The 15,046-nt window shown below is 72.4% G+C and carries 16 protein-coding genes; 4 read left to right on the forward strand and 12 right to left on the reverse strand.

Translation table 11 applies throughout. The features are described from left to right. Nucleotide 1: 1 nt before the first annotated feature. The 5 genes from AC3X7R_RS13235 to AC3X7R_RS13255 form a co-directional block, all read right to left on the reverse strand. Complete coding sequence (locus tag AC3X7R_RS13235) at nt 2-802, reverse strand: putative protein N(5)-glutamine methyltransferase (RefSeq protein WP_489966136.1); 801 nt, start codon at nt 800-802, stop codon at nt 2-4. Beyond that, nucleotides 786-1,301 carry a SixA phosphatase family protein gene (locus tag AC3X7R_RS13240; protein WP_489966137.1) on the reverse strand — a complete coding sequence of 172 codons (516 nt, stop codon included), beginning with the start codon at nt 1,299-1,301 and terminating at the stop codon, nt 786-788. The genes AC3X7R_RS13235 and AC3X7R_RS13240 overlap by 17 nt, the downstream gene beginning before the upstream one ends. Before the next feature lie 76 nt (nt 1,302-1,377). Continuing rightward, the gene (fabI, locus tag AC3X7R_RS13245) at nt 1,378-2,148 is read right to left on the reverse strand and encodes an enoyl-ACP reductase FabI (protein WP_489966138.1); all 771 of its coding nucleotides are present in this window, start codon (nt 2,146-2,148) and stop codon (nt 1,378-1,380) included. Nucleotides 2,149-2,201: 53 nt separating this feature from the next. Next, on the reverse strand, nt 2,202-2,924 hold the full coding sequence (gene fabG, locus AC3X7R_RS13250; RefSeq protein WP_489966139.1) for a 3-oxoacyl-ACP reductase FabG: 723 nt from the start codon (nt 2,922-2,924) through the stop codon (nt 2,202-2,204). A 42-nt stretch (nt 2,925-2,966) separates the two neighbouring features. Further along, the gene (locus AC3X7R_RS13255; protein WP_489966140.1) at nt 2,967-3,179 is read right to left on the reverse strand and encodes a dodecin; all 213 of its coding nucleotides are present in this window, start codon (nt 3,177-3,179) and stop codon (nt 2,967-2,969) included. 63 nt (nt 3,180-3,242) lie between these two features. Here AC3X7R_RS13255 and AC3X7R_RS13260 point away from each other — a divergent pair, with 63 nt between their 5' ends. Both AC3X7R_RS13260 and AC3X7R_RS13265 read left to right on the forward strand, forming a co-directional pair. Further along, nucleotides 3,243-3,581, forward strand: coding sequence for a DUF3099 domain-containing protein (locus AC3X7R_RS13260; protein ID WP_489966141.1), 339 nt, complete (start codon nt 3,243-3,245; stop codon nt 3,579-3,581). Continuing rightward, nucleotides 3,578-3,793: an acetone carboxylase gene (locus AC3X7R_RS13265; RefSeq protein WP_489966142.1), complete on the forward strand. Its 216-nt coding sequence runs from the start codon at nt 3,578-3,580 to the stop codon at nt 3,791-3,793. Before AC3X7R_RS13260 ends, AC3X7R_RS13265 begins: the two co-directional genes overlap by 4 nt. Here AC3X7R_RS13265 and moaA read toward each other — a convergent pair whose 3' ends face one another. Beyond that, nucleotides 3,794-4,786: a GTP 3',8-cyclase MoaA gene (moaA, locus tag AC3X7R_RS13270; protein ID WP_489966143.1), complete on the reverse strand. Its 993-nt coding sequence runs from the start codon at nt 4,784-4,786 to the stop codon at nt 3,794-3,796. A gap of 57 nt (nt 4,787-4,843) precedes the next feature. Here moaA and AC3X7R_RS13275 point away from each other — a divergent pair, with 57 nt between their 5' ends. Then, entirely contained in the window at nt 4,844-5,647 is an 804-nt protein-coding gene (locus tag AC3X7R_RS13275) for an SURF1 family cytochrome oxidase biogenesis protein (RefSeq protein WP_489966144.1), read from the forward strand. 49 nt (nt 5,648-5,696) lie between these two features. On the opposite strand, the gene AC3X7R_RS13280 is transcribed toward AC3X7R_RS13275, so the two are convergent. The 5 genes from AC3X7R_RS13280 to AC3X7R_RS13300 form a co-directional block, all read right to left on the reverse strand. Continuing rightward, complete coding sequence (locus tag AC3X7R_RS13280) at nt 5,697-7,661, reverse strand: FG-GAP repeat domain-containing protein (protein WP_489966145.1); 1,965 nt, start codon at nt 7,659-7,661, stop codon at nt 5,697-5,699. Nucleotides 7,662-7,748: 87 nt separating this feature from the next. After that, nucleotides 7,749-9,623, reverse strand: a complete 1,875-nt coding sequence (locus AC3X7R_RS13285; protein WP_489966492.1) for an ABC transporter ATP-binding protein — start codon at nt 9,621-9,623, stop codon at nt 7,749-7,751. 60 nt (nt 9,624-9,683) lie between these two features. Then, nucleotides 9,684-10,469, reverse strand: a complete 786-nt coding sequence (locus AC3X7R_RS13290) for an enoyl-CoA hydratase/isomerase family protein (protein WP_489966146.1) — start codon at nt 10,467-10,469, stop codon at nt 9,684-9,686. A gap of 18 nt (nt 10,470-10,487) precedes the next feature. Next, nucleotides 10,488-11,318, reverse strand: coding sequence for a class II glutamine amidotransferase (locus AC3X7R_RS13295; RefSeq protein ID WP_489966147.1), 831 nt, complete (start codon nt 11,316-11,318; stop codon nt 10,488-10,490). A 123-nt stretch (nt 11,319-11,441) separates the two neighbouring features. Then, on the reverse strand, nt 11,442-13,040 hold the full coding sequence (locus tag AC3X7R_RS13300; RefSeq protein WP_489966148.1) for an ABC-F family ATP-binding cassette domain-containing protein: 1,599 nt from the start codon (nt 13,038-13,040) through the stop codon (nt 11,442-11,444). Nucleotides 13,041-13,119: 79 nt separating this feature from the next. On the opposite strand from AC3X7R_RS13300, the gene ypfJ reads away from it, so the two are divergent. Continuing rightward, nucleotides 13,120-14,088: a KPN_02809 family neutral zinc metallopeptidase gene (gene ypfJ / locus AC3X7R_RS13305; RefSeq protein ID WP_489966149.1), complete on the forward strand. Its 969-nt coding sequence runs from the start codon at nt 13,120-13,122 to the stop codon at nt 14,086-14,088. Nucleotides 14,089-14,107: 19 nt separating this feature from the next. Here ypfJ and AC3X7R_RS13310 read toward each other — a convergent pair whose 3' ends face one another. Further along, nucleotides 14,108-15,022: a phosphotransferase gene (locus tag AC3X7R_RS13310; protein WP_489966150.1), complete on the reverse strand. Its 915-nt coding sequence runs from the start codon at nt 15,020-15,022 to the stop codon at nt 14,108-14,110. Nucleotides 15,023-15,046: the final 24 nt, after the last annotated feature.

Genomic DNA, 15,046 nt, shown 5'->3' on the forward strand with positions numbered 1-15,046 from the left:
GTCAGCGACCCGGGCCGCGGGCCCGGCGGCCGACCACGCAGGTGGCGTCCAGCACGTCGTCCAGCACGATCTCGGGTGCGAACCCGCGCCAGAGCATCCGGGCAGCGGTCTGCTCCGCCTCGGCGCGGCTCGCCTCCACGATCACCACCCCGGTGGGCGAGAGCAGCGGGACGGCCGCCGCCACCACCCGGTCCTGCACCCGGGTGCCGTCGGGCCCGCCGTCCAGCGCCAGGACAGGCTCGTGCAGGCGGGCCTCGACCGGCATCATCGCCAGCTGCGAGGTGGGCACGTACGGCGCGTTGGCGACCACCACGTCGACCCTGCCGACCAGCTGGTCCGGGACCCCGGAGGCGACGTCGCCCACGGTCACCTGGCCGCCGTAGCGCTCGAGGTTCTCCCGGGCACAGGAGACGGCCCGCTCGTCCACGTCCGAGGCGAGCACCGAGACGTCCGCGCGTCCGGCGGCCACCGCGGTGGCCACGGCCGCCGCCCCGCAGCACAGCTCGACCAGCAGGCCGTGGCGCGGCAGGTGCGCCAGGGCCTGCTCGAGGAGGAGCTGGGTGCGTCGCCGCGGGACGAAGACCCCCGGGTGGACCGCGACACGCAGCCCGGCGAACTCCGCCCAGCCGAGGATGTGCTCGAGCGGCTCCCCGGCCATCCGGTCCATCACCGCCATCTCCAGCTCGTCTCCCGACAGCTGGGCGAGGAGCAGCTCGGCCTCCTCCTCCGCGAAGACCGACCCCGAGGAGCGCAGGAGGGCGGCGATCTCGTCCCGCGAGGTCGCCTCAGGACCGTCCGGCACGGAACCCGACCAGACCAGCGCCCGCCACGTCGAGACCCGACCACTCCCCGGGCACCGCGAAGACGGTGGCCGTGGCAGGGGGGTAGCCGCGGGCCATCTCCCGGGTGAGCCCCGGGTCGGCGACCCCGTCCGAGAGCACCTGAGCCAGGTAGGCGACGGTCGGGTTGTGGCCCAGGACCAGCAAGGACCTCGTGCCGGGCGGCACCCCCCGGACGAGGTCGAGCGTGGTCTCCGGTCCTGCGGCGTAGAGCGAGTCGTCGTACTCCGGCTCGAGGGACCACTGCGCCGCGGCTGCCGTCGCCGCCCAGGTCTGCCTGGTGCGCACGACGCCGGAGACGAGGGCGTGATCGGGGGCGAAGCCCTGCTCCGCCAGCCATCGACCCGCCTGCTCGGCCTCGGCCCGGCCCCGGGAGGTCAGCTCCCTCGCGGCATCGGAGGGCCCGGTCTGCTCCGCGGTGGCGTGCCGCATCAGCACCAGGCGCCTCGATTCGCTGTTCACCCGCCCACCCTGTCAGCCGGATCCGACCGGCGCCAGCGCGGGGGCGAGCCGGTGCGAGGAAGCCCCAGCGGCGCCGTCACATGCCCATGGCATGGAAGCCTCCGTCGACGTGGACGATCTCCCCCGTGGTGGCCGGGAAGAAGTCCGAGAGGAGCGCCACGACCGCCCGCGCCGTCGGGGTGTGGTCCGACTCGTCCCATCCGAGCGGCGCCCGGTCCTTCCACGCCGACTCGAGGTCGCCGAAGCCGGGGATCGCCCTGGCCGCGAGCGTCTTGAGCGGGCCTGCCGCCACCAGGTTGCACCTGATCCCCTCGGGGCCCAGGTCCCGGGCCAGGTAGCGCGAGGTCGACTCCAGCCCGGCCTTCGCCACCCCCATCCAGTCGTAGGCCGGCCACGCGGTGGTGGCGTCGAAGGTGAGGCCGACCAGCGAGGAGCCGGCACCCATGAGCGGTCGGCAGGCGACCGCCAGCGACTTCAGGGAGTACGCCGAGACCTGGACGGCCTGCGCGACGTCCTCCCACGGACCGTCGAGGAAGCGACCCCCGAGCAGGGTCTCCGGGTTCCCGTAGGCGATCGAGTGGACCACGCCGTCCAGGCCGTCCACGTGCTCGCGCACCTGTGCCTCGAGTCCGGCCAGGTGCCCGGGGTCGGTCACGTCGAGCTCGAGCACCGGAGGCTTGGTGGGCAGCCGGCCGGCGATCCGCCGGGTGATCCCCAGCGCCCGGCCGAAGTTGGAGATCAGGACCGTGGCCCCCTGCTCCTGGGCCACCCTGGCCGTCGCGAACCCGATGGAGCTCTCCATGGTGACTCCCGCCACCAGGATCCGCTTGCCGTCCAGGATGCCCATCACGTCCACCTCATGTCTCGTCGCTGTCTGTCTCCGGTGCGCGGGAGATGCGCTCAGTGCCCCATGCCCAGTCCGCCGTCGACCGGGATGACCGCGCCGGTCACGTACGCCGCGCCCGGCGAGGCCAGCCACGTCACCGCGGACGCGACCTCCTCCGGCGTGGCGTAGCGACCCAGGGGCACCTGGGCCCGGATCGCCTCCCGCTGGTCCTCGGAGAGGGACGCCGTCATGTCGGTCTCCACGAAACCCGGCGCCACCACGTTGGTGGTGATGCCACGGCTGCCGAGCTCACGCGCCAGGGAACGGGCCAGTCCGACGAGCCCGGCCTTGGAGGCCGCGTAGTTGGTCTGCCCCGCCGAGCCCAGGAGCCCCACCACCGACGAGATCAGCACGATGCGCCCGCGGCGCATCCGGAGCATGCCCTTGGCTGCACGCTTGGCCAGCCGGAAGGAGCCGGTGAGGTTGGTCTCGATGACCGAGGACCAGTCGTCCTCGCTCATGCGCAGGAGGAGGGTGTCCGCCGTGATGCCGGCGTTGGCGACGAGCACCTCCACCGGGCCATGGGCCTGCTCGACCGCCGCGAACGCGGCCTCCACCGCGGCCGGGTCGGTGATGTCGCAGCGCACGTCGAGGGCGCCGACGGGCGCCCCGCCGCTTCGCGTCGTCACGGCGACCCGGTCGCCGGCGGCGAGGAACGCCTCGGCGACGGCTCGGCCGATGCCGCGATTTCCGCCGGTGACCAGCACCGACCTGGGTTCGAGGGACTCAGGGCTCACGTGCCCCGACGCTAGTGATTACCGCGGGGTACGCGAAAAGTCCTACTCGTCCTCGAGCCGGAAGCCGACCTTGAGGCCCACCTGGAAGTGCTCGACCTGACCGTCCTTGGCCTGGCCGCGGACCTGGGTCACCTCGAACCAGTCGATGTGCCGCAGCGTCTTGCCGGCCCGCTCGATGCCGTTGCGGATGGCTGCGTCGATCCCCTCGGGAGAGGTGCCGACGATCTCGGTGACTCGGTAGGTGCGATTCGACATGGCGCGACTGTAGCCCTGACCGGGCGTGCCTGGCGCCACCCAGCCCGACGTAGGATCGTCCCCATGGCCACGCGCAAGGACCCCTCCGGCCAGGGTCCCGTCCGGATCACCACCGCTGCCGCGAGCCGCGACGCGGACATCTCCGCCCGGCAGCGGCGCTACGTGATCTCGATGGCCATCAGGGTGGTCTGCTTCCTGGCCGCGGTCGCCGTCGGTCCCGGCTGGGTGCGCTGGGTGCTGGTCGCCGCCGCCGTGCTCCTCCCCTACGTGGCGGTGGTCCTGGCCAACGCCACCGACACCCGTGACGACACCTTCGCCCTCGACACCGCCCGACCCCAGCACGAGCTGCCCCCGGGCAAGGGCGCTCCCGGTCCCGGCGGGACCGAGGAGGGCTCCGGATGAGCGCGGTCGACACCTGCTCCGCCAAGGGGTGCGCCGAGGCGGCCGTCTGGTCCCTGGAGTGGAACAACCCCCGGCTGCACACTCCCGAGCGCCGCAAGACATGGCTGGCCTGCGAGGCGCACCGCGAGCACCTCTCCACCTTCCTGGGGGCCCGCTCCTTCCTGCGCGACGTGGTGCCGCACCGGCCGGCCCCGGCCGGCTCCGGGGACTGATCAGCCGCCGATCGCCGACATGGGGCGGTCGGGCTGGAGGAACGTCGGGTCGTCGATCCCGTGCCCGGGACGCTTGCCCCGCACCGCCTCGATCCAGCGGAGCGCGATCTCCTCGTCGTCCGCGCCGTCGCGCAGGGCCTTGCGGAGGTCCGACTCCTCGCGTGCGAAGAGGCAGTTGCGGACCTGGCCGTCAGCGGTGAGCCGGACCCGGTCGCAGTCGCCGCAGAACGGACGGGTCACCGACGCGATCACCCCGACGGTCGCAGGACCGCCGTCGACCCGGAACAGCTCGGCGGGCGCACTGCCGCGGGGCTCGACGGCGGGCTCGAGGTCGAACTCCGCCTCCAGGGCGGCGAGGATCTCGTCGGCGGTCACCATCGAGTCGCGGTGCCAGCCGTGCTGGGCGTCCAGGGGCATCTGCTCGATGAACCGCAGCGCGTAGCCCTGGTCCAGGCACCAGCGCAACAGCTCCGGCGCCTGGTCGTCGTTGACCCCGCGCAGCAGCACGGCGTTGATCTTCACCGGCACGAGTCCCGCCGCGTGGGCAGCTGTCAGCCCCGACAGCACGTCGTCGAGCCGGTCCCGCCTGGTGATCTGGTGGAACGTCTCGGGACGCACGCTGTCCAGGCTCACGTTCACCCGGTCGAGCCCGGCCTCCGCCAGGGCCGGGGCCACCCGCTGCAGGCCCAGCCCGTTGGTGGTGAGCGAGGTCTCCACCCCGCCGAGCGCGTGGGTCCGGCGGACGATGTCGACCAGACCCCGGCGGATCAGCGGCTCGCCACCGGTGAACCTGACCGACCTGATCCCGAGCCGCCGGACTCCGACGGTGATCAGCCGGACCATCTCGTCGTCGGTGAGCGTCTCCTCGGTGGGCATCCAGTCGAGGCCCTCGGCCGGCATGCAGTAGGTGCACCGCAGGTTGCACCGGTCGGTCAGCGAGACGCGCAGGTCGGTGGCCACGCGACCGTGGAGGTCCTGCAGTACCTGCACCATTCACCCAGCATAGGGCCAGCCCCCCTCGGCGTTTCGCCCGCCGGATAACCTCGGGGCGTGAGTCGTTGGGGTTTCGTGGCCAGCCGACGGTGGGCCGTCTTCTTTCTCGCCGTGCTGATCCTCTCCTGGTTGGCCTGGCAGCTGGGCCAGTGGCAGTTCAACCGCCTCGAGGACCGCCGGGACCGCAACGAGATCATCGAGCGCAACGAGAGCCTGCCCCCGGCGCCGGTGCAGGACGTGCTGAAGGTCGGCAGCGCACCGGCAGCGAGTGAGGAGTGGCGCCTCGTGGAGGCGACCGGCACCTACGCCGAGCAGGACACGGTGATCGTGCGCTACCGCACCCGTGACGGGGCCTCCGGGGTCAACGCGGTGGTGCCCCTGGTGCTCTCCGACGGCACCGCGCTCCTGGTCGACCGGGGCTGGTGGCCGACGCCCAACCGTGGCGAGGTGCCCGACGACCTCCCGAGTCCCCCCTCGGGCGAGGTGACCATCACCGGCTGGGTCCGCCAGGACGCCTCCGGGGACAGCGCCCGGGTGACGGAGCAGCGGACCAGGGCGATCAGCAGCTCGGAGATCGGCGCCGCGCTCGACCTCGACGTCCTGGGTGGGTTCGTCGCCCTCGACGAGGAGACTCCCCCGCCGGACGAGCCGCTCCACCCGACCGAGCTGCCCGAGCTCGACGACGGCCCGCACTTCTTCTACGGCCTGCAGTGGTGGTTCTTCGGAGGCCTGGCCATCTTCGGCTTCTTCTACCTGATGTACGACGAGTGGCGCGACCGTCGACGTCCCGCGCGTGGCTCCGGGCCCTCCCCCGCGGAGCGGCAGCCCGACTCCCCCGAGGGTGTGAAGGCCGAGGTCTGACCCCGGTCTCCTCGGCTCCGAGCCGCTCGGCCTCGGTGTGGCCGCGCGCTCACCGACGGGCGCGCACCTTGACCCTCGCCCTGGTCCGGGAAGCCCTCTCCGCCACCAGCTCGGACACCTCGCCCCCGGCGTAGCGGAAGATGAGCACACCGGGGCGTCTGGGCCGCCAGGTCAGGCGACCGACGTGACTCCCGCCGTCGCGTGGACGCAGCCACACGGTCCCGACCTTCCGAGTCCGCTTCGCGCCCGCGGCGCGGAAGGTGGCCGTCACCAGGCGGCGCGTCCCGGACTGGGTTCCGCTGAGCCTGACCCGCCAGGTCCTCATGCGGGTGGGGATCTGTGGCTTCGCCGGTCCCGTCGCCTTCAGCCGCGTCCGGTACGTCGCGGCCGTGGGAGGCGGCGTGGGAGCAGGGCTGTGAGGCGGGGAGGCAGACGGGGCGCTCGTGGGGATGACGGTGGGGATGACGGTGGGGGCGGCAGACGGGGAGGCCGGCTCAGACGGCACAGGGACGCCCCGGGTCCACAGGGCGACCGTGTCGCGGTCGAACGAGGAGAAGACGAGCTCGGGCGCGCCGTCGCCGTCGAGGTCCTCCACGACGCCCCCTCCGGACTGGCCGAACTCCTCACCCGGCGCCGTCAGCGTGTGCAGGACGGTGTCCTGGGCCGCGCCGGGACGCTGCTCGATCCAGAACAGCCGGCGATCGCCGTCGCCCGAGACCGCGAGGTCGATGTCCCCGTCCCCGTCCACGTCTCCGTACCCGAAGACGCCCGGGGCGGCCTGCCCAGCGGCCGACCTCGAGGTGATGTGGTCGGTCGGGTGGATCGCCACGGGCGAGTTGCGGACGTTGAAGGCGGGGTCGCAGCCGGTCGGGTCGGCCGCCGGAGTCTCCGGGACGGAAAGCTCCTTGACCGTCCAGGGAGCCGTGAGGTCGGCCCCCGGCACGAACTCCATCACCTTCTCCGGGACATCGATCGCGCCCGGGATCACCGTGGCGAGGAACCGTTGGACGAAGCACCGGCCCTGGTGGTTGGTCCCGATCCAGGAGACCTCGCCGGGCCTTCGGAACCCCGGCACCGGACGGATCTGGAAGCCGAAGCCGGCCTGACCGAACGTCGCGATCGGGTGCTTGGTGAAGTGGGACGCGGTCAGGCCCGAGGAGGCGTCCCCGGACTGGCGGAACCACATGAAGGAGGCGGCGTCGCCGTCGGTGTAGCTGAGATTGAAGTACTGGGAGGAGACGATGTCCTGGCGCCCGTCGCCGTCGACGTCGGCCACGGTGGGAAGACTGCCGCCGGACCCTTCGGCCAGGGTCACGGGGGCGGCGAAGCGCGCCTCGCCGAGACCGCGGAGGTACTGCAGGCGCACCGTGTCGTCGCCCTGGTCGTCGGCGACCATCCCCGCCTCGGCCGTGGTCACCAGGTCGCGCACGCCGTCGCCGTCGAGGTCGACCACCTCCACACCGTGGTACGACGGCCCCTGCCCCGTCACCAGGTCGTGACGGGTGAAGCCTCGCGCGTTCCCTGCCGCATCGACTCCGAGGTTCTTCCACCAGGTGATGGCACTGCGCGCCTGTGCACCACCGTCGTTGCCCGGGTTGGTGTCGAAGAAGTAGCCCGAGGGGACCACCAGGTCGTTGAGCCCGTCGCCGTCGACGTCAGCGACCGTCGGGCGGTTGGGGAAGATGATCTCCTCGTCCTCGCCGAAGACCTCCACCTTGTGCCACTGCGCCAGGTCCCTCCCCGGCCGGTAGACCTGGAGCGTGCCACCCCCGGCGGGGACGCCGTTCGCGAGCTCTCCGTAGCCGGCGGTGACGATGTTCCGCTCGCCGGGGAACACCTCACCGACGGAGGTGAACGCCGCGCCCCTCACCCCGGTGTCCACGTCATGACGGACGAAGGTCGGGCCGCTCGTACCGGCCCGCGCCTCGAGCGGCAGGAGCGGCAGGGCCACGACCGTGGCCGCCCCCAGTGCCATGACGGCGGTGAGGGCAAGGCCTCGGGTTGCTGAACTCATCACGGATCCTCCCCTGGGGGAGACGCGGCGCGCACCGCGTCCGCGCGAGAATATATCCTATCGTCAGCACGCGCCTGGCTCGACGGCTCAGGAGGCGGCAGGCGCGCCCCGCTCCGAGAAGTACTGGGTCCGGTAGAGGTCCGCGTAGAGCCCTCCGGCCGTGAGCAGCTCCTCGTGGGTGCCGGCGGCCACCACCTGTCCGTCGTCGACGACCAGGATCTGGTCCGCCTCCCGCACGGTCGAGAGCCGGTGGGCGATGACCAGGGAGGTGCGGCCCTCCAGCGCCACTTGGAGGGCGCGCTGCACGGCGGCCTCGGACTCGCTGTCGAGGTGGGCGGTGGCCTCGTCCAGCACCACGATCGAGGGGGCCTTGAGCAGCAGCCGGGCGATCGCCAGGCGCTGGCGCTCGCCACCGGAGAGCCGGTAGCCCCGGTCCCCCACCACGGTGTCGAGCCCTTCGGGAAGGCTGCGCACCAGCGTCTGAACCTGGGCCGCGGCCAGCGCGTCCCACAGCTGCCGGTCGTCGGCGCCCGGGCGGGCGTAGAGGAGGTTGGCCCGGATGGTGTCGTGGAACATGTGGGAGTCCTGGGTGACGTAGCCGACCGCGTCCTCGAGGGACTCCAGGGTGACGTCGCGGACGTCGTGGCCGCCCACCCGGACGGCTCCCGAGGTGACGTCGTAGAGCCGGGCGACCAGGTGCGTGATGGTGGTCTTGCCCGCACCCGACGGCCCGACGAGCGCCACCATCTGGCCCGGCTCCGCGGTGAACGAGACGCCCTTGAGCACCAGCGACCCGGCGGGCCCCTCGGCGCGGGCCACACCCTCCAGCGAGGCGAGGGAGACCTCCTCCGCGCGCGGGTAGCGGAAGGTCACGTCGTCGAACTCGACGCGGGCCGCGCTCGCCGGCAGCGCCACCGCGTCCGGCTTCTCCTGGATCGTGGAGGGCAGGTCCAGCACCTCCAGCACCCGGTCGAAGGAGACCAGGGCCGTCATCACGTCGACGCGCACGTTGCTGAGGCTCTGCAGCGGCCCCAGCAGACGCAGGAGCAGCGTGGCCAGGGCCAGCACGGTGCCGATGCTCAGCGTCCCCGAGATGGCCAGCCGACCGCCCACGCCGTAGACCAGGGCGGTGGCCAGCGCGGGGACCAGGAGCATCACGGCGACGAAGACCCGGGTGACCAGCGAGATCCGGATCCCGAGGTCGCGGACCCGGGCCGCCCTGTCGGCGAAGAGCCGGTCCTCGTCCGACCGGCGGCCGAAGAGCTTGAGGAGCATCGCGCCGCCGACGTTGAACCGCTCGGTCATCGCGTTCCCCATCTCGGCGTTGCCGTCCATCTGCTCACGCGTCAGTCCGGCGAGGCGGTTCCCGACCCACCTGGAGGCGCCGAGCAGGAGGGGGAAGAGCAGCAGGCAGAGCAGGGTGACCTGCCAGCTGAGTGCCAGCATGGCCACGCTGACCACGACGACCGAGACCGAGCTGGAGACCACGGTCGAGAGCGTGGAGGTGAAGGCGCGCTGGGCGCCGATCACGTCGTTGTTGAGGCGGGAGACGAGCGCCCCCGTCTGCGTGCGGGTGAAGAAGGCGAGCGACTGCCGCTGGACGTGCCCGAAGACCTGGGTACGCAGGTCGTAGATCAGCCCCTCGCCGATCCGCGAGGAGAGGTAGCCGCCGACCACCGAGAGGACCGCCCCCACGACCGCCACCCCCGCCATCGCCAGCGCGAGCCAGCCCACCAGCGAGGCGTCGCCCCGGGTGATGCCGTCGTCGACGAGCTTGCGGACCAGCAGCGGGGTGGCCACGACCAGGGCGGCGTCCACGGAGGTGACCGCGAGGAAGAACCCGATCGTCCGGGCGTGCGGGCGTGCGAAGCCGAGGATCCGCCGCATCGTCCGGCGGTCGACCTGCTGGCTCGCCACACTCCGGTCGCTGCGCATGTGGCGCCACGCCGGGCCCATCCCCATCTGCAAGGACACCGTGGTCCTCCTCTCCTGTCCGGGCGCCATCGGCGCCCACCGCCGGGGTCAGGCTCCGCCGGCGACCTCACGGAAGCGCCGTACCTGTGCCTCGCGCTCGAGCCGACGCTGCTCCTCCAGCGACCGTCCGGCGGCGCCCTGGAGGAGTGCCTTCGTCTCCCGCACGGCACCGACCATCGGTGCCGTCAGCGAGCCCACCAGCTGCTCCACGGTGTCGTCCAGCCGGTCCCCCGGGACGACGGCCTGGGCCAAGCCGATCCGGGCGGCCTCCTGGGCGTCCACCATCCGTGCCGTGGCGCAGATCTCGAGGGCCCTGCCGTACCCAACCGCCTCGACCAGCGGCTTTGTTCCCGTCAGGTCCGGGACGAGGCCCAGTGCCGACTCCTTCATGCAGAACTGGGCGTCGTCGGCGGCGACGATCAGGTCGCACGAGAGCGCGAGCTGGAAGCCGGCGCCCACGGCGTAGCCGCGCACCTTGGCCACCGAGACGAACCGCGGGTCGCGCAGGAAGGTGAAGCCCTCCTGGTAGGCCCCGATGGTGTCGGCGACCTCCTGGTCCGAGAGGGCCAGCAGCCCGGCCACCGTCTCGTCCCCCGCCCCCGCGGCACGCGGGTCGAGCATCGCGCGGTCCAGGCCGGCGGAGAAGGTCGCTCCCGCCCCCGTCACCACGACGACGCGCACCTCGTCGGGGAGCGACCTGCCCAGGTCGCCCAGTGCCCGCCACATCGCCGGGGTCTGCGCGTTGCGCACCTCGGGTCGGTCCAGCGTGATGGTCGCCAGGGCGCCGTCCAGGTCGTAGCGGAGGCCCACGGCGCGCAAATCGTCTGAAGTCATGCCCTGATCCTAGGTTACTCACCGGTACAGGGGTTCGAATGCTCGTTCCTCCTCGCGCCCGTCCCGCACGACGAGGCAGGTGGCCTCCGGGATCTCGCGCCAGGCGCCCACCAGATCCTCCAGCGGCTCGGAGACCACGATCCGCGCGTCCTCGGAGAGCTCGTGCAGGATGGGATGGTCGGGGTACTGCCGCTGGAGAGTGGCGATGTCGGCGCTGTGGAACAGCGTCCGGGACCTGCCCTCGCTGGAGTAGCGGAACGCCCAGAGGGTCTCTCCATCGGTGGTCGCCACGGTCATCTGGACCGGGTGCTGGACGCCCCTGCGTCTCGCCGTCTCCTCGATGAGGCCCACCGCTCTCGCCACGGCGCTCGGTGGGTCCTGCTCCAGGCCCAGGGTGAGGGCGAGGTAGAAGAAGAGCTCGGAGTCGGTGGACCCGGCGATCAGCCCGAACAGGTCAGGCTCGACGGCGAGGGTCAGGTCGCGCTTGAGCGCCCCGAACTCCGCGATCCTCCCGTTGTGCATCCACAGCCACCGCCCGTGGCGGAACGGGTGGCAGTTGGTCTGCTGGACCGGGCTTCCGCTGGTGGCACGGACGTGGGCGAACATCCGCCCCGACTCCACCTGGGCGGCGAGCTCGCGCAGGTTCAGGTCGTTCCAGGCCGGCTCCGTGCTGCGATACCGCCCCGGGGTCCCGCGAGCGCCGTACCAGCCGATCCCGAACCCGTCCCCGTTGACCGACTCCGCGCCCATCCGGGAGTGCTTGCTCTGCACCACCAGGGAGTTCTCGGGCTTGAAGAGCAGGTCCTCCACGAGCAGCGGAGAACCGGTGTACGCGAGCCAACGACACATCTCTGCTCCTCACGGTACGGCCATGCCTGCCACCCACCATGCCGTCTGTGGAGTCGCAGCGCACCACCGCGCACGAGTGGACCGCCGGCTCGGCACCTCCCTCGCGGCGGCGACCGGACGACGTCAGGCGAGCGCGACGAGGTCGGCGTAGCCGTCGTTCCAGAGGTCCTCGTCGCCGTCGGGCAGCAGGAGCACGCGGTCCGGCTCGAGGGCCCGGACCGCACCCTCGTCGTGGGTGACCAGGACGATGGCGCCCTCGTAGGAGCGGATCGCCGCCAGCACCTCCTCGCGGGAGGCCGGGTCGAGGTTGTTGGTCGGTTCGTCGAGCAGCAGCACGTTGGCGCTGGAGACCACCAGGCTGGCCAGCGCCAGCCGGGTCTTCTCCCCGCCCGAGAGCACCTTGGCCGGCTTGTGCGCGTCCTCACCGGAGAAGAGGAAGGAGCCCAGCACCGAGCGGGCCTCCACGTCGGTCAGCTGCGGGGCGGCCGACTGCATGTTCTCCAGCACCGTCCGCTCGGTGTCCAGGGTCTCGTGCTCCTGGGCGTAGTAGCCGATCTTCAGGCCGTGCCCGGGGAGGAGCTCCCCGGTGTCGGAGGCGTCGACCCCGGCCAGGATGCGCAGCATCGTGGTCTTGCCCGCGCCGTTGAGCCCCAGGATGACGACCCGCGACCCCTTGTCGATCGCCAGGTCGACATCGGTGAAGACCTCCAGCGAGCCGTAGGACTTCGAGAGCTCCCGGGCCATGAGCGGCGTCTTGCCGCACGGGGCCGGGGCCGGGAACTTGATCCGCGCGACCTTGTCGGACTGCCGCTCGCCCTCGAGACCGGCGACCATCTTCTCGGCCCGCTTGAGCATCGACTGGGCGGCGCTGGCCTTGCTCGCCTTGGCGCGCATCCGGTTGGCCTGGTCGGTGAGCGTCTTCGCCTTCGACTCCGCGTTGGCGCGCTCGCGCTTGCGGCGCCGCTCATCGGTCTCGCGCTGGGTCAGGTAGGCCTTCCAGCCCATGTTGTAGACGTCGATGGTGGCCCGGTTGGCGTCCAGGTGGAGCACCTTGTTGACGCAGGCCTCGAGCAGCTCGTTGTCGTGGCTGATCACGATCAGGCCGCCCTTGTGGGCCTTGAGGAACTCGCGCAGCCAGACGATCGAGTCGGCGTCGAGGTGGTTGGTCGGCTCGTCGAGGAGCAGGGTCTCGGCCCCGGAGAAGAGGATGCGGGCGAGCTCGACCCGCCGGCGCTGTCCACCGCTGAGCGTCTTGAGCGGCTGGGCGAGGATCCGCTCCTCGATCCCCAGGCTGCTCGCGATGGTGGCCGCCTCGGACTCCGCGGCGTAGCCCCCGCCCGCGTGGAGCTCGTTGTCGGCTCGCGAGTAGCGCTTCATCGCCCGCTCACGCACCGCGTCGTCGTCGCTGCCCATCTCCTCCTCGGCGCTCCGGAGACGCCGTACGACGTCGTCGAGGCCGCGCGCCGAGAGGATGCGGTCCCGCGCCAGCACCTCGGGGTCGCCGATCCTCGGATCCTGGGGGAGGTAGCCCACCTCGCCGGTGGTGTGGACGCTGCCCGAGGCCGGCTGCGCCTCCCCCGCGAGGATCTTGGTGAGGGTGGTCTTGCCGGCGCCGTTGCGTCCGACGAGGCCGACCTTGTCGCCGGTCGCGACCCTGAAGCTGACGTCCTCCATGAGGAGCCGCGCGCCGGCGCGCACCTCGAGGTGTTGGGCGTTGATCATGAGGGTAGTAAGTGTACGGAGCCGAGCCGGTTCAGCGTGAGTCGGCGCCGTTGCGCTGCCCTGAGGAAGGACCCCCGCCATGCGTTTCAACCCCAAGGCCGACATCAGCCGCGGCTCCGTCAGGGACGCCGGCGGCAGGTCCGGGGGCAGGTCCGGCGGCGGCAGCTCCATGCGGCTCCCCATGCCGGGCGGCGCCAAGGCGGGTGGCGGCATCGGGGGCCTGCTGGTCGTCGTGCTCTTCCTGGTGCTGACCCAGTGCGTCGGTGGCGACCCCCAGGGCGGGACCGGCGGCACCGCCTTCGACACCGGGACCGGGTCCCAGGGCCTGCCTGCCGGGCTCGAGTCCGACAGCGACCGCTACGACGACTGCCGCACCGGCGCCGATGCGGAGAACGACGTCGACTGCGCCCGCAAGGCGGTGGCGCTCTCGCTGGAGCAGTACTGGACCGCCGCTCTGCCCGAGCAGGCAGGCACGGCACTGGCCCCTGCCCGGATCAACACCTTCAGCGGGGCCGTCAGCACCGCCTGCGGCCAGGCCTCCTCGCAGGTCGGGCCCTTCTACTGCCCCGCCGACCAGCAGATCTACCTCGACACCACCTTCTTCGACGACGTCCTCGAAGGGCAGCTCGGCGGGCAGGGCGGCGACTTCGTGGAGCCCTACGTGCTGGCCCACGAGTACGGTCACCACATCCAGAACCTGCTCGGCACCATGGGGCGGGTCCGCACCCAGCAGGGCCCCCGCAGCGACGCGGTCCGGCTGGAGCTCCAGGCGGACTGCTACGCAGGCATGTGGACCCGTGCGGCCGAAGGCACCAGCGACGACAGCGGCGTCGCCATCTTCGCCGAGGTCGACGACGACGACGTCGCGGAGGCGCTGGACTCCGCCAAGGCCGTGGGCGACGACCGGATCCAGCAGCGCTCCGGCGGACGAGTCGACCCCGAGGGCTGGACCCACGGCTCGGCCGAGCAGCGGCAGCGCTGGTTCCGCGTGGGCTACGAGGGCGGCGACCTGAAGGCGTGCGACACCTTCGCCACCGACGACCTCTGAGCCGGCGACCGGCCCGTCCTCAGCGTGCGCCCTCCTCCAGCAGCGCCTCGACCTGCACCAGCTGGCGCTGCATGGCCCTCAGGTACGGCGCGACGCTCGGGTGGCGGTACTTCCCCGCCAGCGCGCCCTCGCCGCCCGCGACCCGGGCGAGCGCCCAGTCCGCGCGGGTGAGGACGGTGTACACCGAGGTCACCCGCGCCCCGAGCAGCACCTGCTCGCGGCTGGCCAGCCCCGGAGGCAGACCCGCCACGTAGGCCTCGAGCAACGGCTCGAACGCCTCACGCGTCGAGAGGGAGAGATATCCCAGGTCCGCCCCGACCGGCCCCCGACCCAGGGTGGACCAGTCGATGGCGAGCACGTGGTCGTCCACGTGTCCCAGCAGGTTCGACGGGACGGGGTCACCGTGCTGCAGCACCTGGGGAAGGGCGCCGACCCGCTCGACCAGTGCCTCCCGGCGACGCCAGAGGTGGTCGGTGAGGTCGGCCACCGGCGTACGCGCGAGGGTCGTCCAGCCGCCGCGCCGGGCGACCTCGTCGAGCCGGGCTGAGAGCTGCGCGCGCGCCAGCCACGGCAGCGCCGAGGCGCTCGCCGCGGCGAACCTGCCCAGGCACCGCGCCAGGTAGAGCCCCGAGGTGCCGGCGTCCTCGACCCGGCGGTGCACCAGCGTCACCCCCTCCTCGTCCTCCTCCACCCGGACGACCTCCGGCTCCCTCAGCCCGGGGGTGCGCCTCACGACACCGGAGACCGCCACCTCGGCGGCGCGACGCCAGTAGGCCGGGTGATCGGGGCGCAGGCAGGCCGGCGGGTCGTGGGGCGTGGGCGCGACCAACCGCTTGACCACGACGTCCTGCCCGTCCTCGTGCGCCGCCCACACGCCGTACGTCGACGGACCGGCTCCGGGGAGGCGCTGCCACCCGGGCTCGGGTTGCCACATGGCGCCATCCTGGCAGAGCGAGGC

The sequence above is a fragment of the Nocardioides sp. Z22_16 genome (assembly GCF_058134365.1).